The sequence below is a fragment of the Streptomyces endophyticus genome (assembly GCF_035798155.1).
GTDB lineage: Bacteria > Actinomycetota > Actinomycetes > Streptomycetales > Streptomycetaceae > Streptomyces > Streptomyces endophyticus.
The window spans coordinates 38,300-60,976 of the sequence record NZ_JAOZYC010000024.1; the positions used below are offsets into that span (position 1 = coordinate 38,300).

20 protein-coding genes are annotated in these 22,677 nt (G+C 69.9%); 11 read left to right on the forward strand and 9 right to left on the reverse strand.

Annotated elements, in window-relative coordinates; genetic code table 11:
• The first annotated feature begins 46 nt into the window (after window positions 1-46).
• From OKJ99_RS05030 to OKJ99_RS05040, 3 genes are read left to right on the forward strand one after another with little or no spacing between them, the layout of a single operon-like run.
• Window positions 47-1,219 carry an acyl-CoA dehydrogenase family protein gene (locus OKJ99_RS05030; RefSeq protein ID WP_326014513.1) on the forward strand — a complete coding sequence of 391 codons (1,173 nt, stop codon included), beginning with the start codon at window positions 47-49 and terminating at the stop codon, window positions 1,217-1,219.
• Between the two features lie 2 nt (window positions 1,220-1,221).
• The gene (locus OKJ99_RS05035) at window positions 1,222-3,333 is read left to right on the forward strand and encodes an acetate--CoA ligase family protein (RefSeq protein WP_326014514.1); all 2,112 of its coding nucleotides are present in this window, start codon (window positions 1,222-1,224) and stop codon (window positions 3,331-3,333) included.
• The gene (locus OKJ99_RS05040) at window positions 3,305-4,111 is read left to right on the forward strand and encodes a carnitinyl-CoA dehydratase (protein ID WP_326014515.1); all 807 of its coding nucleotides are present in this window, start codon (window positions 3,305-3,307) and stop codon (window positions 4,109-4,111) included. Before OKJ99_RS05035 ends, OKJ99_RS05040 begins: the two co-directional genes overlap by 29 nt.
• 33 nt (window positions 4,112-4,144) lie before the next feature.
• On the opposite strand, the gene OKJ99_RS05045 is transcribed toward OKJ99_RS05040, so the two are convergent.
• The gene (locus tag OKJ99_RS05045; protein ID WP_326014516.1) at window positions 4,145-5,998 is read right to left on the reverse strand and encodes an alpha-1,3-galactosidase-related protein; all 1,854 of its coding nucleotides are present in this window, start codon (window positions 5,996-5,998) and stop codon (window positions 4,145-4,147) included.
• 55 nt (window positions 5,999-6,053) lie between these two features.
• Window positions 6,054-7,061: a LacI family DNA-binding transcriptional regulator gene (locus OKJ99_RS05050; protein ID WP_326014517.1), complete on the reverse strand. Its 1,008-nt coding sequence runs from the start codon at window positions 7,059-7,061 to the stop codon at window positions 6,054-6,056.
• Between the two features lie 205 nt (window positions 7,062-7,266).
• On the opposite strand from OKJ99_RS05050, the gene OKJ99_RS05055 reads away from it, so the two are divergent.
• Entirely contained in the window at window positions 7,267-9,249 is a 1,983-nt protein-coding gene (locus OKJ99_RS05055) for a hypothetical protein (RefSeq protein ID WP_326014518.1), read from the forward strand.
• A gap of 167 nt (window positions 9,250-9,416) precedes the next feature.
• Here OKJ99_RS05055 and OKJ99_RS05060 read toward each other — a convergent pair whose 3' ends face one another.
• Together OKJ99_RS05060 and OKJ99_RS05065 are read right to left on the reverse strand one after the other, a co-directional pair.
• Window positions 9,417-10,073: a TetR/AcrR family transcriptional regulator gene (locus OKJ99_RS05060; protein ID WP_326014519.1), complete on the reverse strand. Its 657-nt coding sequence runs from the start codon at window positions 10,071-10,073 to the stop codon at window positions 9,417-9,419.
• Window positions 10,070-10,753 (reverse strand): DUF998 domain-containing protein, encoded by a 684-nt coding sequence (locus tag OKJ99_RS05065; RefSeq protein WP_326014520.1) that lies wholly within the window; start codon window positions 10,751-10,753, stop codon window positions 10,070-10,072. The genes OKJ99_RS05060 and OKJ99_RS05065 overlap by 4 nt, the downstream gene beginning before the upstream one ends.
• A gap of 218 nt (window positions 10,754-10,971) precedes the next feature.
• Here OKJ99_RS05065 and OKJ99_RS05070 point away from each other — a divergent pair, with 218 nt between their 5' ends.
• Together OKJ99_RS05070 and OKJ99_RS05075 are read left to right on the forward strand one after the other, a co-directional pair.
• A complete protein-coding gene (locus OKJ99_RS05070; RefSeq protein WP_326014521.1) occupies window positions 10,972-11,517 on the forward strand; it encodes a helix-turn-helix domain-containing protein in 546 nt (181 codons plus the stop codon).
• 22 nt (window positions 11,518-11,539) lie between these two features.
• A complete protein-coding gene (locus OKJ99_RS05075; protein ID WP_326014522.1) occupies window positions 11,540-12,601 on the forward strand; it encodes a threonine aldolase family protein in 1,062 nt (353 codons plus the stop codon).
• Here the strand turns inward: OKJ99_RS05075 and OKJ99_RS05080 are convergent.
• The 4 genes from OKJ99_RS05080 to OKJ99_RS05095 form a co-directional block, all read right to left on the reverse strand.
• Window positions 12,531-13,628, reverse strand: a complete 1,098-nt coding sequence (locus OKJ99_RS05080) for an aldo/keto reductase (RefSeq protein ID WP_326014523.1) — start codon at window positions 13,626-13,628, stop codon at window positions 12,531-12,533. The genes OKJ99_RS05075 and OKJ99_RS05080 overlap by 71 nt on opposite strands.
• 166 nt (window positions 13,629-13,794) lie before the next feature.
• Entirely contained in the window at window positions 13,795-15,198 is a 1,404-nt protein-coding gene (locus OKJ99_RS05085; protein WP_326014524.1) for a sugar porter family MFS transporter, read from the reverse strand.
• Window positions 15,199-15,378: 180 nt separating this feature from the next.
• Window positions 15,379-15,702: an L-rhamnose mutarotase gene (locus tag OKJ99_RS05090; protein WP_326014525.1), complete on the reverse strand. Its 324-nt coding sequence runs from the start codon at window positions 15,700-15,702 to the stop codon at window positions 15,379-15,381.
• A 284-nt stretch (window positions 15,703-15,986) separates the two neighbouring features.
• Window positions 15,987-16,685: a GntR family transcriptional regulator gene (locus OKJ99_RS05095; protein WP_326014526.1), complete on the reverse strand. Its 699-nt coding sequence runs from the start codon at window positions 16,683-16,685 to the stop codon at window positions 15,987-15,989.
• Window positions 16,686-16,859: 174 nt separating this feature from the next.
• Between OKJ99_RS05095 and OKJ99_RS05100 the strand changes: the two genes are divergently transcribed.
• The 5 genes from OKJ99_RS05100 to OKJ99_RS05120 all read left to right on the forward strand — a co-directional run bounded on the left by OKJ99_RS05100 (window position 16,860) and on the right by OKJ99_RS05120 (window position 22,046).
• Window positions 16,860-17,816 (forward strand): 2-dehydropantoate 2-reductase, encoded by a 957-nt coding sequence (locus OKJ99_RS05100; protein ID WP_326014527.1) that lies wholly within the window; start codon window positions 16,860-16,862, stop codon window positions 17,814-17,816.
• Entirely contained in the window at window positions 17,816-18,904 is a 1,089-nt protein-coding gene (locus OKJ99_RS05105; protein ID WP_326014528.1) for a mandelate racemase/muconate lactonizing enzyme family protein, read from the forward strand. Before OKJ99_RS05100 ends, OKJ99_RS05105 begins: the two co-directional genes overlap by 1 nt.
• A 65-nt stretch (window positions 18,905-18,969) precedes the next feature.
• Window positions 18,970-20,328: an MFS transporter gene (locus OKJ99_RS05110; RefSeq protein WP_326014529.1), complete on the forward strand. Its 1,359-nt coding sequence runs from the start codon at window positions 18,970-18,972 to the stop codon at window positions 20,326-20,328.
• An 81-nt stretch (window positions 20,329-20,409) separates the two neighbouring features.
• On the forward strand, window positions 20,410-21,252 hold the full coding sequence (locus tag OKJ99_RS05115; protein ID WP_326014530.1) for a fumarylacetoacetate hydrolase family protein: 843 nt from the start codon (window positions 20,410-20,412) through the stop codon (window positions 21,250-21,252).
• A gap of 17 nt (window positions 21,253-21,269) precedes the next feature.
• On the forward strand, window positions 21,270-22,046 hold the full coding sequence (locus tag OKJ99_RS05120) for an SDR family NAD(P)-dependent oxidoreductase (RefSeq protein WP_326014531.1): 777 nt from the start codon (window positions 21,270-21,272) through the stop codon (window positions 22,044-22,046).
• Between the two features lie 123 nt (window positions 22,047-22,169).
• Here the strand turns inward: OKJ99_RS05120 and OKJ99_RS05125 are convergent, their stop codons facing one another.
• Window positions 22,170-22,670 carry a GNAT family N-acetyltransferase gene (locus OKJ99_RS05125; RefSeq protein ID WP_326014532.1) on the reverse strand — a complete coding sequence of 167 codons (501 nt, stop codon included), beginning with the start codon at window positions 22,668-22,670 and terminating at the stop codon, window positions 22,170-22,172.
• Between the last annotated feature and the right edge of the window lie 7 nt (window positions 22,671-22,677).

A 22,677-nucleotide genomic window follows, 5' to 3' on the forward strand; every position in this document is an offset into this window, starting at 1 on the left:
CAGCGCAGCCTTTCTCGCTCCCCTCCCGCACTCCTGAGGAGCCATCATGGATTTCACACTCACCGACGAGCAGCGCCTGATCGTGGACACGGTGCGCAAATTCGTCACCGCCGAACTGGAGCCGTACGAGGACGAAGTCGAGCGGCTCGACGACATTCCGGCGGAAATAGCCGACCGGATCCGTCAAAAGGCCATCGCCGCCGGGCTCTACGCGGCGAACATGCCCGAAGAGCTGGGAGGCGGCGGCCTGGACGCGACCAGCATGACGCTCGTGGAGCGGGAGTTGGGCCGGGCCGGCTACGCGCTGCAGATGCTCGTCGCGCGGCCGAGCAACATCCTTCAGGCGTGTGCGGGCGAGCAACGGGAGCGGTATCTGCTCCCGACCGTACGCGGGGAGCGTCACGACTGCCTGGCCATGACCGAGCCCGGCGCCGGATCCGACGTGCGCTCGATGACCACGCGCGCGGAGCCCGACGGCGACGGCTATGTCATCAACGGCACCAAGCACTTCATCAGCCACGCCGACGCCGCGGACTTCGTGATCCTGTTCGCCGCCACCGGGGTCGACGAAACGGCGCAGGATTCAGGAGGCCGACGGAGGAACCCGATCACGGCGTTCCTCGTGGACATCGACACGCCGGGCCTCACCGTGACGCGTGGCTCGTCGTCCGTGTCGCACCGGGGCTACCACCAGTGCGAGTTGTCGTTCACGGACTGCCGGGTCCCCGCCGCGCAGCGCCTCGGCGAAGAGGGGCGCGGCTTCGATCTGATGGGCGAGTGGCTGGGGGCCAGCCGGCTCAGCGTCGCCGCCACCAGCGTCGGGCGGGCCCGGCGCGTGCTCGAACTCGCCACGGGGTGGGCCGCCGAACGCAGCCAGTTCGGCCAGACGATCGGCCGGTTCCAGGGCGTCAGCTTCCAACTGGCTGACATGGCAACGGAATTGGAAGCGGCGGAACTGCTGACCATGCGGGCGGCGTGGCGGCACGACCAGGGCGTCATGACCGATCAGGACGCGGCCATGGCGAAGCTGTTCGCCTCCGAGGCGCTGGGCCGGATCACCGACCGTGCGGTGCAGATCTTCGGCGGGATGGGGCTCATGGCGGAACTCCCGATCGAACGGTTCTGGCGGGACGCCCGCGTCGAGCGCATCTGGGACGGCACCAGCGAGATCCAGCGCCACATCATCTCCCGGTCCCTGCTGCGTCCCCTGGGGTCCTGACGATGCGGACCAGGGAGAACCTCCGCCGCCTGATGAACCCGCGCCACATCGCGGTCTTCGGCGGCGACGCCGCGGCCGGGGCGATCCGGCAGTGCCGCCAGGCAGGCTTCGACGGGACGATCTGGCCGGTCCACCCCAGGCGTACGAGCATCGAAGGCATCGCCTGCTACCCGAACACCGCGGCGCTGCCCGACGCACCGGACGCGGCCTTCCTCGCCGTACCGAGGGAAACCACCGTATCGGTGCTGGCGGAACTCGCTGCGCGCGGTGCTGGCGGAGCGGTCTGCCACGCGTCCGGCTTCGCCGAGCACGGACCGGACGGTGCGCGGTGGCAACGCGAATTCGTGCGCGCCGCAGGCGAGATGGCGGTGATCGGGCCCAACTGCATCGGGATCCTCGACTACCTCGACGGCGCCGCGCTCTGGGCCGACCAGCACGGCGGGCGGCGGGTGGACCGCGGCGTCGCCGTCATCACCCAGAGCGGCAACATCGGCCAGAACCTCACCATGCAGCGCAGATCGCTGCCGCTCGCCCGCCTGGTGACGGTCGGCAACGCCGCCGTGACGGGAGTCGCCGAACTCGTCGAAGCCATGCTGGACGATCCCCGGATCACCGCTATCGGCCTGCACCTGGAGGGCATCGACGATCCCGCCGGGCTGTCCCGTGCCGCCGTGCGCGCGCTGCGCCGGCGCGTCCCCATCGTCGTACTGAAGACGGGCCGGTCGGAACTGGGCAGTCGGGCCAATCTGAGCCACACGAGCTCGCTTGCGGGCTCGGACGTGCTGTGCGACGCCTTCTTCGACCGCGTGGGAATGGCCCGGGTGCACCAGGTCAGCACCTTCCTGGAGACGTTGAAGTTCCTGCATGTGCACGGGGCGCTGCCCGGTGGGCGGATAGCGTCCGCGAGTTGTTCGGGCGGTGAGGCGTCGCTGTTGGCCGACCTCGCCCACGACCGCGAGGTCGAACTGCCTCCGCTGCCGCAAGACACCGCGCGCAGGGTGGGCGAGGTGCTCGGTGAACGCGTCCCGGTCGCCAATCCGTTGGACTACCACACCTACGTCTGGGGTGATTTCGACGCGCAGCGGGACTGCTTCCGCGAGTTCCTCACCGCCGGTTTCGACATGCACCTCCTGGTGCTCGACTTCCCGCGTGCGGACCGCTGCTCTCCCCAGGCATGGCAGACCACCGTGGACGCCTACATGGCCGCGTGCCGGCACACCGGCGCCCCCGCGTGCGTGGTGAGTTCGCTGCCGGAAGGGCTGCCGGGGGCGGTGCGTAGCCGACTGTTGGACGAAGGTGTCGCCCCGATGCAGGGGATCGCCGAATGCCTGACGGCCGTCGCGGCGGCGCGCCAGGTCGGTGTGGCACAGGAGGCGGCCGATGCCGTCCTGCCCCTGGACGCGGTCACCGGATCACCGACCGGGACGCTTCAACTCGACGAGTGGAACGGCAAGCGGGACCTCGCCGAGTGGGGTGTGCCCGTACCTCGGGGCGCCCTCGTGGCCAGCGCCGCGAGGGCGGCCGAAGCGGCCCGCGACATCGGTTTCCCCGTCGTCGTGAAGGCGGTGTCACAGACACTCGCGCACAAGAGCGACGTCGGCGGGGTGCGCCTCGGTCTGACCGACGAGGCGCAAGTGCGTGACGCGGTGGCCGACATGACGGACCTCTCGGACCGTTTCCTGGTGGAGCGCATGGTGCGCGGCGCGGTGGCGGAACTGATCGTCGGAGTCCACCGGGATCCGCAGTTCGGTCCGGCGATCACCATCGGAGCGGGCGGCGTGATGGTCGAACTTCTCGACGACGCGGTGACCCTGCTGCTGCCCGTGCAACGCGACGAGATCCGCGCCGCGTTGCGGCGCCTGCGGATCTGGCCGCTCCTGTCCGGCTTCCGCGGTCAGCCGCCGGGGGATGTCGTAGCGGTCCTCGACGCGGTGACGGCCGTGGCCGACTACGTGCGCGGCCATGCCGGCACGCTGCGGGAACTCGACATCAACCCGCTGCTCGTCCTGCCCGACCGAGGCGGTGTGGTGGCCGCGGACGTCCTGATCAGGCTGGGGACCGACGGTGAAGGAGAGGGAGAAGACGATGAAGGAGAAGGAGAACGCGATGAATGACGCGGTACGGGTGAAGGCCGACGGCGGCATCCTGGTGGTGACCCTGGACCGTCCCAAGGCCAATGCGATCGACGTCGCCACCAGCCGTGCGCTGTACTCGGCCTTCGACAGGCTGGCCCGGGACGAGACGCTGCGGGTCGCGGTAGTGACCGGCGCCGGGGAGCGGTTCTTCTCCGCGGGGTGGGACCTCAAGGCCGCGGCCGGGGGAGAGGCGATCGACGCCGATCACGGCCCGGGTGGCTTCGCCGGTCTCACCGAACTGTTCGCTCTCGACAAGCCCGTGATCGCGGCGGTCAACGGCCTGGCGCTGGGCGGCGGATTCGAACTCGCCCTGGCCGCCGACCTGATCGTCGCCGCGGACCACGCCGAGTTCGCGCTGCCGGAGGTGACACTCGGCATGGTCCCCGACTCCGGCGGCGTACTGCGCCTTCCCCGGCGCCTCCCGCAGGCCGTGGCCAGGGAACTCCTCATGACCGGACGGCGGATGGGCGCGCACGAGGCGGAGCGGTGGGGCCTGGTCAACCGTGTCGTCGAAGCGGCCCGACTCCAGGAGACGGCGATGAGTCTGGCACGCGACATCTGTGCCGGGGCACCGCTGGCAGTGTCGGCGATCAAGGAGATCCTGCGCACCACAGCCACCTCCGGAATCGAGGAGGAGTACGAGCGACTGCGCCACGGCGACCTGCCCGCGTACCGGGCCATGCTGACATCCCACGACGCGGAAGAAGGCCCGCGGGCCTTCGCCGAAAAGCGCCCTCCCCAGTGGATCGGCCGCTGATCCCGGCCTTCCGGGTGTACCGATACCCCCGTCTCAGTCCGTGACCACGGAGGTGTTCAGTCCCTTGTCGTAGTGGTTGCCCGCGATCCGGATGCCCGAACTGCCGTGGAAGACGAACAGCGGGGACGTGTACGGCGGTTGGTCCGCTCCCGCGAGGCGTCGCACCGTGTTGCCGGTGAAGGCGAACCCGCCGACGCTCTTGGCGTCGACGACGGTGACGTCACCGATGTCGAACGCGTTGTCCTCGACCGAGATGTTGTGGTGCACCGGGTTCGCCGGGTCGACGACCTGGTTCGTCGGCTCCACGAAGATGACAGGACCGGTGGGCCGGGTGAACGAGTTTCCGCGGATGGTGAGGTCGGCCACCGGCCCGGACTCGTACCACTGGTAGGCGTCGGCGGAGACGTAGACGCTCGCCATGGACATCGCGTCGAACCGGTTGCCCGTGATCCGGACCGGCTTGCGGGTGGTGACCAGGATGCCGCGGGTCGGTACGTTGCGGAACACGTTGCCGGAGATGGCGACCGAGGGTGTGGCCGTGATGTTCTCGACGACGGTGCCGTCGATCTCGACGCCGTCGGGAACGGGGCGGTCGAAGGTGACGGTCATCGTGGTCAGCGGCTTGTCGTGGTCCCTTCCGCTCGGCCCGTCGACCGCGATGACCTTCGCGTGCGCGTCCTTGAACGCGGCCATCGTGGTCTTGGTCGCGAACTCGACCTCGTCGCCGGGCGCGAACTGCGGGAATCCGGCGGTCTGCGGGTGTTCGTAGGCGAGCGTGAGCGTGTTGGGCCCCGGCTTCCCGACGACCTGGAGGTAGGTGCCGTGGATGTTGATCGGGTCGTCGTGCGGCCCGTCGAAGACGCTCCGGGTGATCGAGACCTTCCCCTTCACGCCGGACATCTGCACGAAGTCGGCGAAGGACGCCGTCGACCGACCGGACCTCGGATCGGGGGCGAAGTTCACCTTGTCGAGGGAGATGTTCTCGCTGAACTGTCCCACTACACCGAAGGATTGGAGGTAGTAGGCGTTCATCGAGCGCATCGTGACGTCCTTCGACTGCCAGATGAACGCGCCCGGCTCCGTCCGCTCGATGAGGCGCATCTGATAGACGAGTCCGGCATCCGAGGGCTGTGCCGCGGTGCTGTAGTCGATCCGGATCCGGCGGCCGCCGAGGTCGGTGACCGAGGCGACGTCGTTGAACAGGGGGTTGTCCCCGCGCCAGGTGCGTTGCGCCTCGGGGTCGTGGATCTGCGTGTACTGGAGTCCGTCGAGGCCCGACCAGTACGGCTGTCCGGTCGCCGGGCTCCTCTCGCCGAGCCACGTGATGTGTGTGCCGTCGACCCGGTACGGGCTGCCGGCCGGGATCTTCAGGACCCGGTAGGCGTGCCCGTCGGTGACACCGGTGTCGGCGACGGTCGCGTCGATGACCTCGGGGGCCGCGTAGTCGAAGGAGAAGTTCTGGAACGTCACATCGGTCGAGCGGATCGACGCGAACGCCGTCTGCAGGCCGTGGTAGATCAGCTTCGCCCCGCCGCCGTCGACGGTGACGTCGTGCATGTCCTCGACGAGCAGGCCGATCTTCTTGTCCCGGTAACGCTGGTCGGCGCCCACGGTGTTGGACACGTACAGCTCCCGCTTCTCGGCCCGCTCCGGGTAGAGCTGGTAGGTGCCCTTCGAGAACTCGATCCTGACCGGCCGGTCGCCGTCGACGCGCTTGGCGTGCCGCAGCGCCGCCGCGACGGCGGTCGCCGAGTCCGTACGTCCCGTGGGATCGGCGCCGAAGTCGTCGACGTCGACCACCACCGGTCTGGGTGTCGGTGTCGGCGCCGCGGAGGCAGGGCTGCCTCCGCCGATGAGCAGCGCCAGCGCCACCCCAAGAGACAACACGAACCGAGACCGAGCCATAGCCCCTCCAAAAGGATCCCGACCAAGAAGTTCCTGATCAGACTCCGGCTGACGCCCTCGGCGCCGCCGTACTTGCGCGGATCACCAGTTCCGGGTCGAAGAGCAGCTCACCGACGGGCACGTCCCGGTTGCCGACCAGGGCCAGGACTCCGCGTGCCACCTCCGACGCCAGACGATCGGCCGGCTGCCGCACCGTGGTGAGCGGCGGATCGACGAAGTCCATGATCATGGCGCCGTCGTAGCCGACGACCGACACATCGCCCGGAATGTCGTACCCCTGGCGGCGCGCGCCCCTGATCGCGCCCAGGGCCATGTAGTCGCTGGCCGCGACGACGGCCGTGGCGCCCCGGCCGAGCAGCGAGACCGCGGCGGACTGGCCGCCCTCGACGGTGTAGGACTGCCGGACCACCCACTGCTCCGGGTCCGCCACACCGCGCTTGGTGAGCGCGGAGACGAAGCCGCGCACCCGGCGGTCGGCCGGCCGGTTGCCGACGGGGCCCGACGCCATTCCGATGCGGCGGTGACCGAGGCGGTACAGGTGGTCGACGGCGAGTTCGGCGGCCAGCAGGTCGTCGGTGGAGAAGACCGGCACCTCGGGCACGCCCTCGAACCGCCCGTTGACGCCGACGAACGGGATCCGGCGCGAGTTCAGGAGTTCGTACGCCTCCGGGGCCGCGCCCTCGATCGTGTTGCTGGCCGAGAGGAAGACGACGGCGGCGACGCCCCGGTCGGCGAGTGAGGTCACGAAGTCCAACTCCTGTACGCCGCCGGGGAAGCACGGGCACAGGACCGTCTTCAGGCCGTGCGGGGCGAGGGTGGACTCGATCCGCTCGCAGACGTCGGCGAAGAACGGATTGGAGATGAACTCCGTGATGACCGCGACGAGTTGGCCCCGCGTCTGCCGCTCGTACCCCAGGTCGGCCATCGCCTGCTCGACCGCCTCGCGGGTCTTGCGGGCCACGCCTTGGCGCCGGTTGATGACGCGACTGACCGTGGCCTCGCTCACCTGCGCCCGGTCCGCGACCTCCGTGATGCCGACCTTCATCCGGTTCCCTCCGTCACATGTCGCGGTGCTGGAAGCTAGCAAGCAGCCGATTCGACTTGCAAGAGAAGCGTGAAATCTTTCTGCTTCAGAATCCTCAAGTCGCGGCATTGAGGCTGCACTTCTTGCAGGCATGTCGCGCACGACCATTGAACCCCGGCTTCCGGCCCTGCTAGCTTTCCGCCGCCACCGAAGACCGGGAGACCCGATGAAGCCCTCAAGGCTCATGCTGCTCACCGCTGTTGCCCTGCTCGCCCCGATGGCCCCTGCGCTGTCCGCCACGGCGGCTCCCGGAAGCGGCGAGGTTCCCGCCTCCGCCTCCCGGGCTCAACTTGAGATCCCCGACCCCGGGTTCGAGGACGGCGGCACGGGCTGGACCTTCGGCGCGGGCACCGGCGTCGGCACCGGCAACTCCCATGGCGGTGACCGCTTCCTCTATCTCGACGCCGGAGTCGGCAAGAGCGCCGAACTGACCGTCGTCGCGCCCCGCGACGGCAGGTACGACCTCTCGGCGTGGGTCGGCAGCGCCGGCACCGGCGGCACGTACGCGGTCCGGCGGGGCGGTGAGACCGTCGAGACGATAGCCCTGCCCGAGCGCCGCTCGTACGCCCGATACACCATCAGCGGCGTCGAGTTGAAGGCGGGCGACCGGCTGCGGATCGCGTTCGGATCCGGCAGTGGCTGGGTCAACGCCGACGACCTGATGATCTCGCCCGCGGCGGCCGCCGACCCCAAGGTCACCTCGTCCGACCCCGAGGTCGCCGAGATGTTCGGCTGGGCCAAGAAGAAGGCCAACAGCTGGGCGCAGCTGCCCGGTACGACGGGGCCGGTCAATGTGGACGAGAACCAGACCGGCGGCACCGGCACCGCGCCGTACGCACCCACCTACTGGGCCGGATACGCCAACCGCAGCGCCTACTACTCCCGCGACATGACACACCAGCTCGCCGGAGCTCACCTCCTCGGCCTCGACACCGCGAACGAGACGATGCTCCGCTCGTACGCGCAGTCGGCCACCGCCGCGCACAAGTACTTCCCGGTGTGGTCCCTCAACTTCGACGCCAAGACGTACCTGAGCATCGACTACAAGAGCCCGGACAACTTCGTGCGCGAAGTACCGGCCACCTTCGAACTCGTCGAGAAGGCAGCCCAGGCCTACCGCTGGACCGGCGACCGCGGATACGTGGACGATCCGGCCCTGTGGGATTTCTACCGGCACGCCACCGAGGACTTCATCGACCTGCACAACTCCGCCAAGCCCAACGGCGAGGTCAAGGTCGCCGAGGGGACGGGCAAGGGCATCTTCGAAGGGGCCGCCAGCTACAACGAGCAGGACGGCGATGGCCTCGCCGAGGCCGGGGACGGCATCGCCGCGCAGTACCAGGCGTATCTGGCGATGGCCACGCTCGCGCACGGCAAGGGCGACACCACGCTGGCCAGGACGTACACCAAGCGTGCCGCCGATCTGAAGGCGTACTTCAACACCACCTGGAGCGGCGCGGGAAGCGGCGCCGACATGGTGCGCGCCTACACCACCTCCGGCACCCCGGTCACCGGCTGGGGCAAGGAGAACAGTGTGTTCATGCCGATGAAGCAGATCATCGCCCCCGGCCCGCGCAGGGACGCCTATCTCGACTACATCCAGGCACAGGAGTTGGGCCCCGACGGGTCGACCAACATCGAGTCGACGACGTACCTGCCCGACATGTTCTTCAAGAACAACCGCAACGACACCGCCTGGGCATGGATGAAGAAGATCTACGGCCAGCGGGAGCTCCAGCACGTCAACGCCAGTCAGGGTCCCAACGGTGACTACCCCGAGGTGTCGTTCACCCTGGTCAGTCAGACCGTCGAGGGTCTGATGGGTATCGCCCCCGACGCGGCGGCCCACAAGGTGACCACCCAGTCGCGGCTGCCGTCGGGCATGAAGTGGCTCCAGGCGGCGGACGTCCCCATCGGCGCGGACACGGTCACCGTGCGGCACGACGCTGCGACGAGGACCAGCCTGACCAACAACTCCCGCGTACACACGGTCAATTGGGAGGCCCGCTTCCCCGGCGCTCACCAGATGATCACCGTCGACGGTGTCCCGCAGCGCGTGCACACCAAGACGGTCGACGGCGCGACGTACACGTACGCGACGCCCACGGTGCGGGCAGGGGCGACAGCGGTGGTGCGGGTCACCGGCTGAGGTGCCTGCGGGCCGCTGCGTCGAAGGAAGGATTCAAGGCGTTCGACGATGACACCGCCCGCGGTGTTGGTTCAGCGTACGTACCCCCGTCGGCCTCGGACTGTTGTGGCACTGACGCGGGTCCGGAAGGAAGGGCCGGGCCCAGGAGGACGGGCTATGAGGAGGGGCTACGAGGGCGGCGCGGGCGGAGGCTCGGGCCATGACCGGCGTACCTGGCCGTCGGTCATGGCGGACGTGCGCGCGGCGGCGGGCAGATCCATGCCGAAGCCACTCAGCAGGACCTCGGCGTACCGGCGCCAGGCGTCGGGGGCGACGGCGTGGGTGCGGTCGGCGACGGCGCCGATCATGTACAGGAAGGCGTATACGTCCGCGGACTCGAAGTCGTCGCGGACCGCACCCGCCGCGCGTGCACGCTCCACCAGGCCGTCGACGTGCCGGCCGAGCTCGTCCCGCATCCCGGAGGCCGGCTTCGCGTCGAGGTCCGCGTGGGCGAGAACGATGTCCAACGCCTGGTCCCGTGCCCGCCATTGGGCTGCCGCGAGCAGATAGTGCAGCAGGGCCCCACCGGGGTCCGGCTGCCGCTCGGCCTCGTCCGCGAGCCGCAGGAACGTGGTGAACCGCTCAATGAACAGGGCGTCGATCAGTGCCTGCAGGTCGGGGAAGCGTCGGTACACCGTGCCGACGCCGACGCCTGCCTCGTGCGCGATGTCGTTGAGGGGGACCGTGGTCCCGCGCCGCGCGAACAAGCGGTCGGCGGCACGCATGATCAACTGGCGGTTTCGCTCCGCGTCCGCGCGCAGCGGACGTTCCCTGTGCTGGCTCACACCGCGACATTCTCCACGACCCTGGACCGGCGCGACCGGCCCAGGTGCCTGACCAGGAGCAGCCCGCCGGTCACGGTGCTCCACAGCAGCCATGAGTAGACACCGCCGCGCTCGAACACCCCGGCCGTGCCCGCGGACATGCCGACGAGCCCCTCGCTCAGCAGGCCGAGCACGCCGACGGAGATGCTGAAGACACGGTACGCGGTGGGCAGTTGAAGGCTCCGCAGCGATCCGGCGACGATCGCCACCGTGTTCGCGCACACGATCCCGATCGCCGCCCCCGTGACGTGGAGGGCGAGGCCGGGGCCCGAGCCGTCCGCGGAGCCGTGGAAGATTCCGACCAGCACGATTCCCACGCCGTGCGCGACGGCGAGTGCGGTGACGACACGCCGCGTGCGGCCCTCGACCGCACGGGCGAGTAGCACCACGGCGACCGCGAACAGGATTCCTTCGAGCGCGAACGACGTGTTCATGAGCGAGTGCAGCGGCGAACACAGGTCACGCCCCTGGAACTGCGTGCCGCACTGCGATACGCCGAGGTCGCTGATGTAGTTCGTCGCGTAGCTGTAGGCCGGATCGGCCCAGGCCGCAGCGGTGACGGCTTCGGCGATCACCCACTGCAGCGCGTTCACCACCAGGACGACCGCGCCCGCCAGGACTGCCCCGGTTCCGCGGGGCATGCGATCCCTTTTCGCCGTGTCCATCTCGTCCGTCTTGCTCAATTTGGTGGTCCCGTTCCTTCGTGGGCGGTGGGCGTCACGGCCGGGTCAGCGGCTGCGGGGCCACCGTAACAGTAACCGGATAGATCTATCCGGTTCGAGAGGGTTCGGTATAGTGAACGAATGGTTCATTCAATCAGGAGTCGCTGATGGTGCCCTCGCCGTCCGGCCGTCAGCCGGTGAGCAGTACCGCAACCGCGGTCGGCGCGAAGATCCGGCTGCGTCGCCAGCAGCGAGGCATGAGCGCTGCGGAGATGGCCCGCCGAGCCGGACTGAGCAAGGCCACGCTGTCGCACCTGGAGGCCGGCAACGGCAATCCGACGATCGACACTCTGGATGCGATCGCGATCGCCCTGCGCATCCCGATCGCCGACCTGCTGGCGCGCGACGCAGACACCGGTCCGGTCTTCCGGGCGGGCACCGACGCCGAGCCCGGCGAGGTGTCCCGGGAGCTGCTGCGCCGTATCAGCAGCGGAAACAGCCTGGAGATCTGGCGGTTGCGCATTCCGCCGGAGACGGAGCTGCCGGGTGTCCCGCACGCCACCGGCACGATCGAGCACCTGCTCATCGCCACTGGGTACGTCACCGCCGGCCCCGTCGGCGCCCCGCAGGACCTGGGGCCCGGCGACATGCTCGCCTTCGCCGGTGACGCCCCGCACTTCTACCGCACCGGCGCCGAGGAAGTGGACATCACCGTCGTCTTCGCCTCCCCCATCAGTACCTGAGTACCAAGGAGTTCCCCCGCGCATGAGCACCACCATCGTCACCACCCCCTCCGGTCGCGCCTTCATCAGCGACAACATGGCCGGGGCGTCCCCGCAGATAGCCCAGGCCGTCGTCGATGCGGCCACTGGGCAGGTCCTGCCGTACGGCAACGACCCCTACAGCGACAGTGCCCGCCGCAGGCTCGGTGAGATCTTCGAGCGGGACGTCGATGTCTTCCCCGTCTCCACCGGATCCGCCGCCAACGGCCTGAGCCTGGCCGCCCTCACCCCGCCATGGGGCAGCGTGCTCTCCCACCCCGACAGCCACATCAACCACGACGAATGCGGCGCCCCGGAGTTCTTCACGGGCGGCGCCAAGCTCGTCGACGTCGCGGGCCACGAAACAAAGATCGACCCTGCCCTGCTGAAGAAGGCGGTACTCCGACGGGCCGGTGACGTGCACAGCGTGCAGCCGTCCGTACTCAGCATCAGCCAGGCCACCGAAAGCGGCAGCGTCTACACCCTGGACGAGATCCGCCACCTGTCCGCCATCGCCAAGGACGCGGGACTACGGGTCCACATGGACGGCGCGCGCTTCGCCAACGCCCTGGCCCATCTCGGCGCCACCCCGGCCGAGATGACCTGGAAGGCCGGTATCGACCTCCTGTCGTTCGGCGCCACGAAGAACGGCGCGATGACGGCCGACGTGATTGTCTCCTTCGACCCCGCGATCGCTGCCGAACTCGCCTTCCGCGTCAAGCGCGCCGGGCAGCTCGCCTCCAAGATGCGCTTCCACACGGCCCAGATCGACGCCTACCTCACCGACGGCCTGTGGCTGGACAACGCCCGCCAGGCCAACGCGATGGCCGCCCGGCTCGGCGACGGCCTCAAGGCCATCCCCGAGACCGGACTCCTGGCTGTCCCGCAGGCCAACATCGTCTTCTGCCGCCTGCCCCAGCACGTCACCGACGGCCTCCTTGCCGAGGGCTACGCCTTCTACCACGACCGATGGGAGCCGGGGATCGTACGGTTCGTCACCGCCTTTTCCCATAGCGCGGACGACATCGACCAGCTCCTTGACGCGGTCCGCCGTCACACCCGCTGACCGACGGCCGGCCGCACGCATGAGAAGACGCGGCCGCCTTCAGGTCCCGCCACATGGCGTCGGGGACGGGGCGGCGGAACTGAGCCGCCGCGTCATGTACCTGCTCGGTGCTGCTCAGTCCGAGGAGGACGCCCGCGACAGCGGGGTGGCCGAGTGGGAAGCGGGCGGCGGCGGCGCGCAGGGGGACGCCATGCCTCCCGCACACCTCCTGGAGGAGAAGGGACTGGCGGAGGAGGTGGGCGGGTGCCGTCGCATAGTCGTACGTGGAGTCCGGGCGAGGGGCCGCGAGGAGCCCGGAGTTGAAGACACCGCCGGCGACGACGGAGACATGCCGGCGCAGTGCCTGCGGCAGCAGGTCGTCCCGTGCGCTCTGGTCGAGCAGGGTGTAGCGGCCGGCGAGAAGGACCACGTCGATGTCGGTGTCGCGGACGAAACGGGTGGGCATGGCGGACTGATTCATGCCGACGCCGATAGCCTTGACGACGCCTTCGGCGCGCAGCTGCTCCAGCGCCGGGTAGGCCTCGTCCAGAGCCTGCCGCTCATGGTCGTCCGGGTCGTGCAGGTACACGATGTCGACCCGGTCCAGGCCGAGTCGGCCGAGGCTGTCCTCCAGGCTGCGGCGTACGCCGTCGGCGGTGAAGTCCTGCCTGCGGCGGTGGGTCGCGTGCACGGCGAAGCCGCCCGCCGCGAGGTCGTCGCCGTGCGGGGCGGGGAGCGGTTCGAGTACCCGGCCGACCTTGGTGGACAGCGTGTACGCGTCGCGGGGGTGGGTGCGCAGCGCGTCGCCCAGTCGGCGTTCGGACAGGCCGAGGCCGTAGTGCGGGGCCGTGTCGTAGGTGCGGAACCCCTCGTCCCAGGCGCACTTCAGGACGCGTGCGGCCTCCTCGTCGTCGATCGCGCGGAACAGGTTGCCGACCCCTGCGCCGCCGAAGGCGAGCGGGGTGGTCCACGCGGCGGAGCGACCCAGCGGGGCGCGGGGGAGCGGGCGGGGCGTGTCCGTGGCTCTGCCGTCGCTGTCCGGGTTCATGGCGTCCGAACCCTCCAGCTCACGGGAGGCCGGGAAGCGGATGTGATGTCGTAGGTGTCGAACGCGGTGATCCGCGCGGCCGGTGTCGGCAACGGGATTCCTTCCTTGTCCTGTTGCGGAGGACGAGCATCGATCGGCGGCGCCTTGCGGGACACCACCGCCACGATCAGGGCGTCGCGGCGCGCACCGGCTGACGCAGCCAGAGCGCCTCGATCTCCTCAAGTGACTTGCCGGCGGTCTCGGGAACCTTCCGTGCCACGTACCAGGCGGCCCCCGCGGACAGCAGCGCGAACACACCGAACACCGCGGCGCCGATCGCGTGCAGCACATCAGGGAAGACCAGCGAGAACAGGAAGTTCATCAGGTACTGGGTGAAGGTGATCACGGCCATGCCGACGGCGCGGGCGCGCAGCGGCAGTACCTCGGGGCAGTACAGCCAGAAGACCGGGCCGAGGCCGATGCCGAAGGCGAAGGTGTACACGAAGACGCACGTCACGGCGACGACGGTGACGTCGGGGAACAACGCGAGCACGATCATCGGCGGCACCTGGGCGACCAGGGACAGCGTCAGCAGGCGGACCCGGCCGAGCCGCTCGATGAACGGCAGGGACACCGCGGTGGACACCACGAGGGCCGCGCCCACGCAGTAGTTGGCGATGGTCCCCGCACTGCCGGAGTCGGCGGTGAGGTGCTCGAAGATGATCGGTGCGTAGTAGACGACCGCGTTGATGCCCGTGAACACCTGGAAGAAGGTCAGGATCAGCGTGATGCGCAGGGGCGCGCGATAGTGGCCGGTGAACAACTCCCGCAGTCCGGTGTGCTGTTGGGCCAGGCTGCCGCGGATCTCGGCGACCTCGGCGGCCGCGTCCGCCGGGCTGGTGCGCAGTGTCGTAAGGACCGCCTCGGCGTCGGCCTCGCGGCCGCGCATCATCAGCCAGCGCGGTCCCGCCGGGCTGGTGACCATGCCGATGAAGAAGACGATCGCCGGAATCGCTCCGAGCCCGAGCATCCACTCCCAGGCACCCGACGCCGACAGCACGTCACCGACGGTGAAAGCGAGCAGGATCCCTACGTTGACAGCGAGTTGGTACAGCGCGGTGATGCGGCCGCGCAGATGCTTGGGCGCCAGTTCGCTGAGGTAGATGAGGCCGAACATGTTGGCCAGGCCCACGGCGAAGCCGAGTATGAAGCGGGACGCCATGAGCACGGGGGCGTTCGGTGAGACCGCGCAGCCGATCGAGCCGAGGACGAAGATCGCCCCGGCGAGGATCAGCAGGTGGCGCCGGTCCCAGCGGCGCGCGGCGACGGCTCCGGCGGCGATCGCCGGCAGTGCCCCGAGCAGTAGCAGGCTGGTCACCAGGCCCTGGCCGGTGGTGCTGAGCCCGAACTCCTCGGTGAGCGGGGCCAGCGCCCCGGAGATCGCCCCGGAGTCGTAGCCGTACAGGATGCCCGACAGGCCACCGAGGACGGCGACCGTGTACACGCGGCGGGGCAGGGGGCCCGGACTGTCGGCGTGCTCGCGTGGCTCTGGCTCGCTGTCCGCGTGGCGGGACGTGGGTGTCTGCGTCATGGTGTGACCTCTCGTTGGGCACGGAGGGGAGAGAGGGTGCGAAGGAGGGGAGGGACCGCCTTGGCCGTTCGGTCCGCGCCGGCACTTCGGTGTTTCGCGGACGGCACCTCAGTCCGCGAGCGCGTACACGCGGGTGGCGGTGCCGGAATGGTCGAGGACGAAGGTCAGTCGGCCCGGCCCTCACTCCATGAGGAAGACCTGTTCCATCGGTGCCCACCAGCCGTCAGGGCCGGCTTCCTCGACCGGCTCCTGGCAGGGGTCGGTCAGCTTCCACCACTCCTGCGTCGCCTCGTCGGCGGCCATCCGCGCGACGTCCGCCTCCAGGTCGTCACCGTGGTACTCGAAGTAGCTGAACAGCCGGTCACCGAGCAGGTGGATGGAGTAGTTCGCGATGTGGCAGCGACGCAAGGTGTCAAGGACTGCCTCGGGTACGTCGCGGTGCAGTGCGCGGTACTCGTCGATCCGCTCCGGACGCACCCGGATCACCTGTGCTACGCGTTCCATGCGGTGAAATACCCCTTTCGTCCGCCCACCGGTGAATGGGGATCGGTAGCGATCTAGCGATCTGGCGATCTCGAGGAGCGTCGACTCGCTGGGCATGCGGCCCTGACGCAATCGACGCCGATCCTGTTCGTCTTCCACGCCTTGGCCGGAAATCCAATATGATCCGGCCCGGCCATGCTGGGGCAGACTTCTGGGGCAGTCAACCCTTCCGGGCTGAAGTTCCAGTGGTGATACGTGCGTTCGGGGTGCGGCGGGTCGCACCTTTGCGGCTGCCCTGCGGGGGTTCAGCCGCGGGCGGCTCCGGTGCGTCGGGCCGGGCGCGGCGAGGGGGCGTGCGGGCGGTGTCGGACTCGGCTCGAGCGCAGGTGGGCGGCCATCGCCACGGCGGCCTTCTCCGGGTTGCGATGGGCCACGGCGTCCACGATCCGCTCGTGCTCGTCGATCGTCGGCTCGGCCGCTCCCGGTGCGCTGTTGAGCCGGAACATGTGCAGGTGGGCATGGAGGCGGGTCACCGCTTCGGCCAGCAGCGGGCGACCCGCCGCGTAGGCCAGCGCGTCGTGGAAGTCCTGGTCGAGCAGGGCGAATTGCCGGTAGGCGGAGTATTTGGCGCCGGTCTCCGGGTGTCGGCGCATCTCCTCGACGATGGACCGCAACTGCCGCAGATCCTCGTCGTCCGCGTTCTCGGCGGCGAGGGACGCGGCGCGGGGCTCCAGTAGCAGTCGCATCTCGAACAGGTCCTTGAGTGCTTCCGGATCGAGCAGGTCGGTGGCGCGATAGCCGGCGTTCGGACGCTTGACGACCAGTCCGTCCGACTCGAGTCGGACCAGGGCTTCGCGTACGGGGGTGGCCGACACGTCGAGCCGACGGGCCAGGCCGTCGATGCTCATGCGTGTGCCGGGCTCGATCTCATGGTCCATGACCATGGCCTTGACGGCCTCATACACGCGATCGGTCAGCACATCGTGTCGATTCTCATCCACCATGGCAGGAATCATAGAGAATCCGGGCCTCGGCTGGATGGGGCGTCGGTCTGCCTGAGGGCCCGGCGGTCGCGAGGTAGTCGGTCGGAATGCCCCGCGTGCAACCCATTGCCATGCGCCCGTTCCTATAGCATTCTGTGCCGCGCATGCATTTCCTATAGGAACGCGAGGTGCGCGGTGAGGGGAAGTACGCCCCGGCTCGACCCCGTCGCGGTGGTCGGCCCCGGCTCCGTAGGACTCGCGCTCGCGGCCCGACTTGCCGGGCAGGGGCACCCGGTGACCCTGTGCGGCAGGCCCGGAAGCCCGCCGGTGTCCTCGGTGACGTGGAGCGACGGGCGCGAGACCCGGACCGTCGACGTCGAATGGTGCGGCGACCCGGCCGCGGTGCGTCCCTTCGCCCAGGTGGTGGTCGCGACCAAGCTGTACCAAGGGGAGGCGACCCGGGCCTGGTTGGAGCGGTTGGTCGACCGTGACACCTTGGTCGTCGTCGCGCAGAACGGGATCGAGCACCGCGAGCGGGTGGCGCCGCACGCCGCAGCGGGTCAAGTCGCCCCGGTTCTGGTCCACTTCAACGCCGAGCGGCGCGACCGGGACCTGGTGGACATCCGGCAGGACGGTCCGGGTCTGGTCGTCGGCGACGACGCTCCGGGACGCCGTGCCCGCGCACTCCTCGACCGGACCGGACTCGGTGTGCACACCAGCGCCGACTTCACCACGGCGGCCTGGGAAAAGCTCATGGTCAACGCCATCGCCAACCCCGTCACGGCCCTCACCTGCCGCCGGCTCGAGGTCTTCGGTGACCCGTCCGTCCGGGTCCTGTCGGCCGCGATGCTCGCCGAAGTGGCCGAGGTGGGCCGTGCCGAGGGCGCGCGGCTGCCTGCCGAGGCCGTCGACGACGTACTCCCATGGATCGACGCCCGCCCGGCCGGGGCCGGTTCGTCGATGCTCGCCGACCGTGTCGCCGGCCGTCATCTGGAGTACGACGGGCTGCTCGGGGCGGTGGTCCGCCGGGCCCGCGCACACTCGCTCGCCGTGCCGATGTGCACGGCGGTCCTCGCGCTCGTCGCCGCGCTCGACACCACGTCCTTCGCGGCCGCAACACCACACGACCCCTTCAAGCGTCAGGAGCAGTAGTGGCACACGTGATCAAGGCGGAGGCCTACCTCGTCGACATCGAGGTGGAGACCGTGCGTACGGATGCGACGCAGGCCTTCCTCAAGCAGGAGACCCTCTTCGTCGAGGTGGCGACGGACGACGGGCTGACCGGGACCGGCTACTCGTACACGATCGGCACCGGCGGCCGCGCGGTGCTCGCCATGCTCCGCGACCACCTGCTGCCCTCGCTCATCGGGCACGACTCCCGTGAGATCGAGGGCGCCTGGCGGGCGATGTACAACAGCACGCGCGCCACGATGGTCGGCGCGATCACCGCCCTCGGCCTGGCCGCGGTGGACCTGGCTCTGTGGGACCTGCGCTGCCTGCGGGCGGGCGAGCCACTGTGGCGCGTCGCCGGCGGACACCGGTCGGCGGTGCCGGTGTACGACACCGAGCACGGCTGGCTCCAGTTGGACGAGGGGGAGTTGGTCGCGGGCGCCCTCGCGGCGCGTGACCAGGGCTTCTCCGGAGTCAAGGTGAAGATCGGCAAGCCGAACCCCGGCGAGGACGCGGCGCGTATCCGTGCGGTCCGCGAGGCCGTCGGGCCCGGCATGGACATCATGGTCGACGCCAACCAGGCCTTCACCGCCGCCGAGGCCGTACGTCGCGCCGCGCTCCTGGAGCCGTACGACATCGGCTGGTTGGAGGAGCCGCTGCCCGCCGAGGACGTGGCCGGGCACGAACGACTGGCCGCCTCGACGACGATCCCCGTGGCGGTCGGCGAGTCCATGTACTCACTGGGGCACTTCCGCGAGTACCTGCAGCGCGGCGCCGCCGGCATCGTGCAGCCCGACGTGTCCCGGATCGGCGGCATCACGCCGTGGCTGAAGGTGGCGCACCTCGCCGAGGCCTTCAACGTCGAGGTCTGCCCGCACTTCCTGATGGAGATCCACGTCAGCCTCACCGCCGCCGTGCCCAACGCCCGCTACGTCGAGTACATCCCGCAGCTCCGCGCGGTGACGAGTCGTCAGGTGCACATCGCCGACGGCCTCGCCCACGCGCCCACCGAGCCCGGGCTCGGCATCGCCTGGGACCGCGACGCGATCGACGACCGCCGCGTCGCCTGACCCGCGTCTGCCGACCGAGCATCCCGCACCGTCCCGCTGTCCGCTCCCGCACCAGGAGGACGACGATGTCCACCCTGACCACGGTCAGACCCGACCCCACGGCCGCAGTGCAGCGCCGCAGAGTGCTGCTTGCCTCGCTCGTGGGATCGGCCCTCGAGTGGTACGACTTCTATCTCTACGGCACCGCCGCTGCCCTCGTCTTCAACAAGATCATTTTCCCGTCGTTCGACACGACGGCCGCACTTCTCGCCTCGTTCGGCACACTGGCCATCGGCTACTTCGTGCGGCCTCTCGGCGGCATCATCTTCGGCCGCCTCGGAGACCTGTTCGGCCGCAAACGCGTCCTGGTTCTCACGCTGCTGGTGATGGGCTTCTCCACCGTCGGCATGGCACTCGTCCCGACGTACGAGCAGGTGGGCGTGCTCGCCCCGATCCTGCTGGTCGTCCTGCGCGCGATCCAGGGACTGGGCGCCGGCGCCGAGTACGGAGGGGCCGCCGTCCTGGCGGCGGAGTTCTCCGAGCCGCGACGGCGCGGACTGTTCGGGGCGGCGCCCAGTGTCGGCGTCTACATCGGCATCCTCATGGCCTCGGGCGCCTTCGCGCTGGTCACCCAGCTGCCGGAGGACCAGTTCCTGGCCTGGGGCTGGCGGATCCCGTTCGCGGCCAGCGTGCTGGTCATCGCCCTGGCCCTGGTCATCCGGCTGCGGCTGACGGAGAGCCCCGCCTTCGAGGCGGCGCAGGAGCGTACGGAGACGCAGGAGGTCTCGCCCGTACGGGACGTCGTGCGCCACGAATGGAAGGCCGGGCTTGTCCTCTTCGGCCTGCAGACCGCGCAGAACGTCGTCGCCTACCTCAACCTGACGTTCCTGGCCGCCTACCTCACCGACACCCTCAAGATGTCCAGCTCGACGGGACCGCTCGCCGTCACGGTCGGCACGGCGGTGACGGCCGTGTCGCTCCCGCTGTTCGGCTGGCTCACCGACCGCGTCGGCCGCAAGCCGGTGGCCCTGGCAGGGACCCTCTTCTCCGCCGTCTTCGTCTTCCCGTACTTCTGGATCATCGACCACGCGCACAGCTCGCTCCCCGTCACCCTGGCCGTCGTGGTGAGCATGGGCATCGGCGTGGGCTGCATGTTCGCCCCGCAGGCCGCCTACTTCAGCGAGCTGTTCACGGCGCGCTCCCGTTTCACCGGGCTTGCCCTGTACCGGGAGGTGGCCGGCGCGGTGACGGGTGGACTGACCCCGCTCATCGCCGTCGCCCTGGTCGCCGCGGCCGGGGACCGCTCCTGGGGGCTCGCCCTGTTCGTCGTCGCCGCGTGTGTCGTCGGCTGCGCGGCGGTGGCCCTCGGCCCCGAGACACGGGGCCGCGACCTCTCCGCGACCACCGTCTCCGAACTGCGTGCCTCGACCGGCACGTACCGCTGAACCAACCATCGAACAGGCCCTCTTGAACGCGCCCGCAAGGACAGTGTTCAGGAGGCCATCGGAAGGCATCAAGAAGACATCATGCGTATCGCCCGACTCGGCCGTCCCGGCCAGGAGATTCCCGTCGTCCTCGACGGCGACCGCGTACTCGATCTGCGCGGTGTGACCCCGGACGTGACACCGGAGTTCCTCGAACACGGCCTGAACGCCCTCGACCTGACCACCCTGCCGGAACTCCCGGACGCGGCGGGCCTGCGCTTCGGCCCGCCGATCACCCGGCCCACCGCGGTCGTCTGCGTCGGCATGAACTATGCCAAGCACGCGGCCGAGTCCGGCGCCGAACCGCCCACCGAGCCGGTCGTGTTCCTCAAGCACCCCAACACGGTGGTCGGCCCCGACGACCCGGTCACCATCCCGCGCGGCAGCACCATGACGGACTGGGAGGTCGAACTCGGCGTCGTCATCGGCAAGCGCACTAGCTACCTCGACTCACCGGCCGACGCCGCCGCCCACATCGCCGGCTACGTCCTCGTCAACGATGTCTCCGAGCGCGAGCTGCAGCTGCACACTTCGGGCGGCCAGTGGTCCAAGGGCAAGTGCGCGCCGACGTTCACGCCGGTCGGACCGTGGCTGGTCACCGGCGACGCACTGGACCCGGCGGCGGTTCGGCTGCGCAGCCGGGTGGGCGGCGAGCCGCGGCAGGACTCCAGCACCGTGGACCTGATCTTCTCCGTGCCCGAAGTCCTTTACCGGCTCAGCCAGTTCATGACCCTGGAGCCCGGCGACCTGATCCTGACCGGCACCCCCGAGGGTGTCGCCCTGTCGGGACGCTTCCCCTACCTCGCGGCCGGGGACGTCGTCGAGCTGGAGGGCGAAGGGCTCGGAAAGCAGCGCCAGACCATGGCCGCGGAGGGAACCCGATGACCGAGAAGAGGACACCGATGACTGCGGCGACACGCACCTCCGAGTATGCGGGTCTCGTCGCCGTGGTGACCGGCGGCGCGTCCGGGATCGGCCTGGCCACGGCCCGTGAACTGGACGCCCGTGGCGCCGAAGTGGCCGTGCTCGACCTGGCCGAGTCGGACGAGCCGTTCCTGCACGTGCGTTGCGACGTGACGGACGACGCCGCTGTCCGCACGGCCATCGACACGGTGACCGACCGCCTCGGTGGAGTGAACGTCCTGGTCAACAATGCCGGGATGGGCGCCCAGGGCACAGTGGAGGACAACGCCCCCGACGAGTGGCACCGCGTGCTCGATGTCAACGTCGTGGGCATCGCCCGTGTGACAGCGGCGGCCCTGCCTGCCTTGCGCAAGGCGGCCGCCGGAGCGGAGGGACACGCGGCGATCGTCAACATGTGTTCCATCGCGGCGACCGCCGGGCTGCCCCAGCGCGCCCTCTACTCGGCGAGCAAGGGTGCGGTCCTGGCACTGACCCGCGCCATGGCGGCCGACCACCTGCGCGAGGGAATCCGAGTCACCTGCGTGAACCCCGGCACGGCGGACACCCCCTGGGTGAACCGGCTCCTGTCGGCCGCGGACGACCCCGAGGCAGAGCGCGCCGCCCTGGCTGCCCGCCAGCCCAGCGGTCGCCTGGTCAGCGCCGCCGAAGTCGCCCACGCGGTTGCCTACTTGGCGAGCCCGCGTTCCGGCGCCACCACTGGCACGGACCTGGCCGTGGACGGCGGCATGCAGGGACTGCGGCTGCGCTCCGAGTGAGTCCGGGGCCGAGGGGCTCGGCACGGCCTGCGCGGTCGCCGTCGCCGCTGCCAGCGACGTCGAACTCGACCGGGTCGAGGGCGCGCACGGACCGCGCACTTTGGAGGTCGTCCTGGTGAGCGCTCACTCGCCGGAGAGATCCTTCACATACAGGTGGGCCGGCACCAGTACCGGTCCGTCCTGACCGGGTGCGTGATGGTCGAAGAGGCCCTCGTCCTGCCAGCCGTGGCGTGCGTAGAAGCGGCGGGCACGGGCGTTGCCGGCCACGACGGCGAGCCAGGCCCGCAGGTGGCCGGCCGTCGCGACCCGGTCCTCGGCGGCGGACAGCAGGGCGGGGGCGACGGCCGTGCCACGGTGGGCGGCACCGACGTAGACCTGCTCGACCTCGTCGCCGGCCACCATGACGAAGCCCGCCACCTGACCGTCCACCACAGCGACGACCGTGTCCTTGACGCGTTGTGCGGCGCGTTCATCGAAGGAGTCCCGAGGGCGGGCCTCGACCAGCGCGTCGGGAACGTTGCCCCGGTGGCCGTCGCCCCATCCGTGGTACCAGATATCGGCGACCGCCTCGGCGTCGGCGGGTTGTGCAGGCCTCAGTTGTAGGGGGCGGCTATCGGGGCTCATGGGGTCA

Bases quoted from the DNA above. Each gene is read 5' to 3' on its own strand.
- OKJ99_RS05125 (WP_326014532.1), bottom strand. From the start codon at position 22,670: ATGAGCCCCGATAGCCGCCCCCTACAACTGAGGCCTGCACAACCCGCC.
- OKJ99_RS05120 (WP_326014531.1), top strand. From the start codon at position 21,270: ATGACTGCGGCGACACGCACCTCCGAGTATGCGGGTCTCGTCGCCGTG.
- OKJ99_RS05090 (WP_326014525.1), bottom strand. From the start codon at position 15,702: ATGGAACGCGTAGCACAGGTGATCCGGGTGCGTCCGGAGCGGATCGAC.
- OKJ99_RS05065 (WP_326014520.1), bottom strand. From the start codon at position 10,753: ATGCCCCGCGGAACCGGGGCAGTCCTGGCGGGCGCGGTCGTCCTGGTG.
- OKJ99_RS05110 (WP_326014529.1), top strand. From the start codon at position 18,970: ATGTCCACCCTGACCACGGTCAGACCCGACCCCACGGCCGCAGTGCAG.
- OKJ99_RS05085 (WP_326014524.1), bottom strand. From the start codon at position 15,198: ATGACGCAGACACCCACGTCCCGCCACGCGGACAGCGAGCCAGAGCCA.
- OKJ99_RS05030 (WP_326014513.1), top strand. From the start codon at position 47: ATGGATTTCACACTCACCGACGAGCAGCGCCTGATCGTGGACACGGTG.
- OKJ99_RS05055 (WP_326014518.1), top strand. From the start codon at position 7,267: ATGAAGCCCTCAAGGCTCATGCTGCTCACCGCTGTTGCCCTGCTCGCC.
- OKJ99_RS05075 (WP_326014522.1), top strand. From the start codon at position 11,540: ATGAGCACCACCATCGTCACCACCCCCTCCGGTCGCGCCTTCATCAGC.
- OKJ99_RS05035 (WP_326014514.1), top strand. From the start codon at position 1,222: ATGCGGACCAGGGAGAACCTCCGCCGCCTGATGAACCCGCGCCACATC.
- OKJ99_RS05040 (WP_326014515.1), top strand. From the start codon at position 3,305: ATGAAGGAGAAGGAGAACGCGATGAATGACGCGGTACGGGTGAAGGCC.
- OKJ99_RS05080 (WP_326014523.1), bottom strand. From the start codon at position 13,628: ATGAACCCGGACAGCGACGGCAGAGCCACGGACACGCCCCGCCCGCTC.
- OKJ99_RS05115 (WP_326014530.1), top strand. From the start codon at position 20,410: ATGCGTATCGCCCGACTCGGCCGTCCCGGCCAGGAGATTCCCGTCGTC.
- OKJ99_RS05050 (WP_326014517.1), bottom strand. From the start codon at position 7,061: ATGAAGGTCGGCATCACGGAGGTCGCGGACCGGGCGCAGGTGAGCGAG.
- OKJ99_RS05095 (WP_326014526.1), bottom strand. From the start codon at position 16,685: ATGGTGGATGAGAATCGACACGATGTGCTGACCGATCGCGTGTATGAG.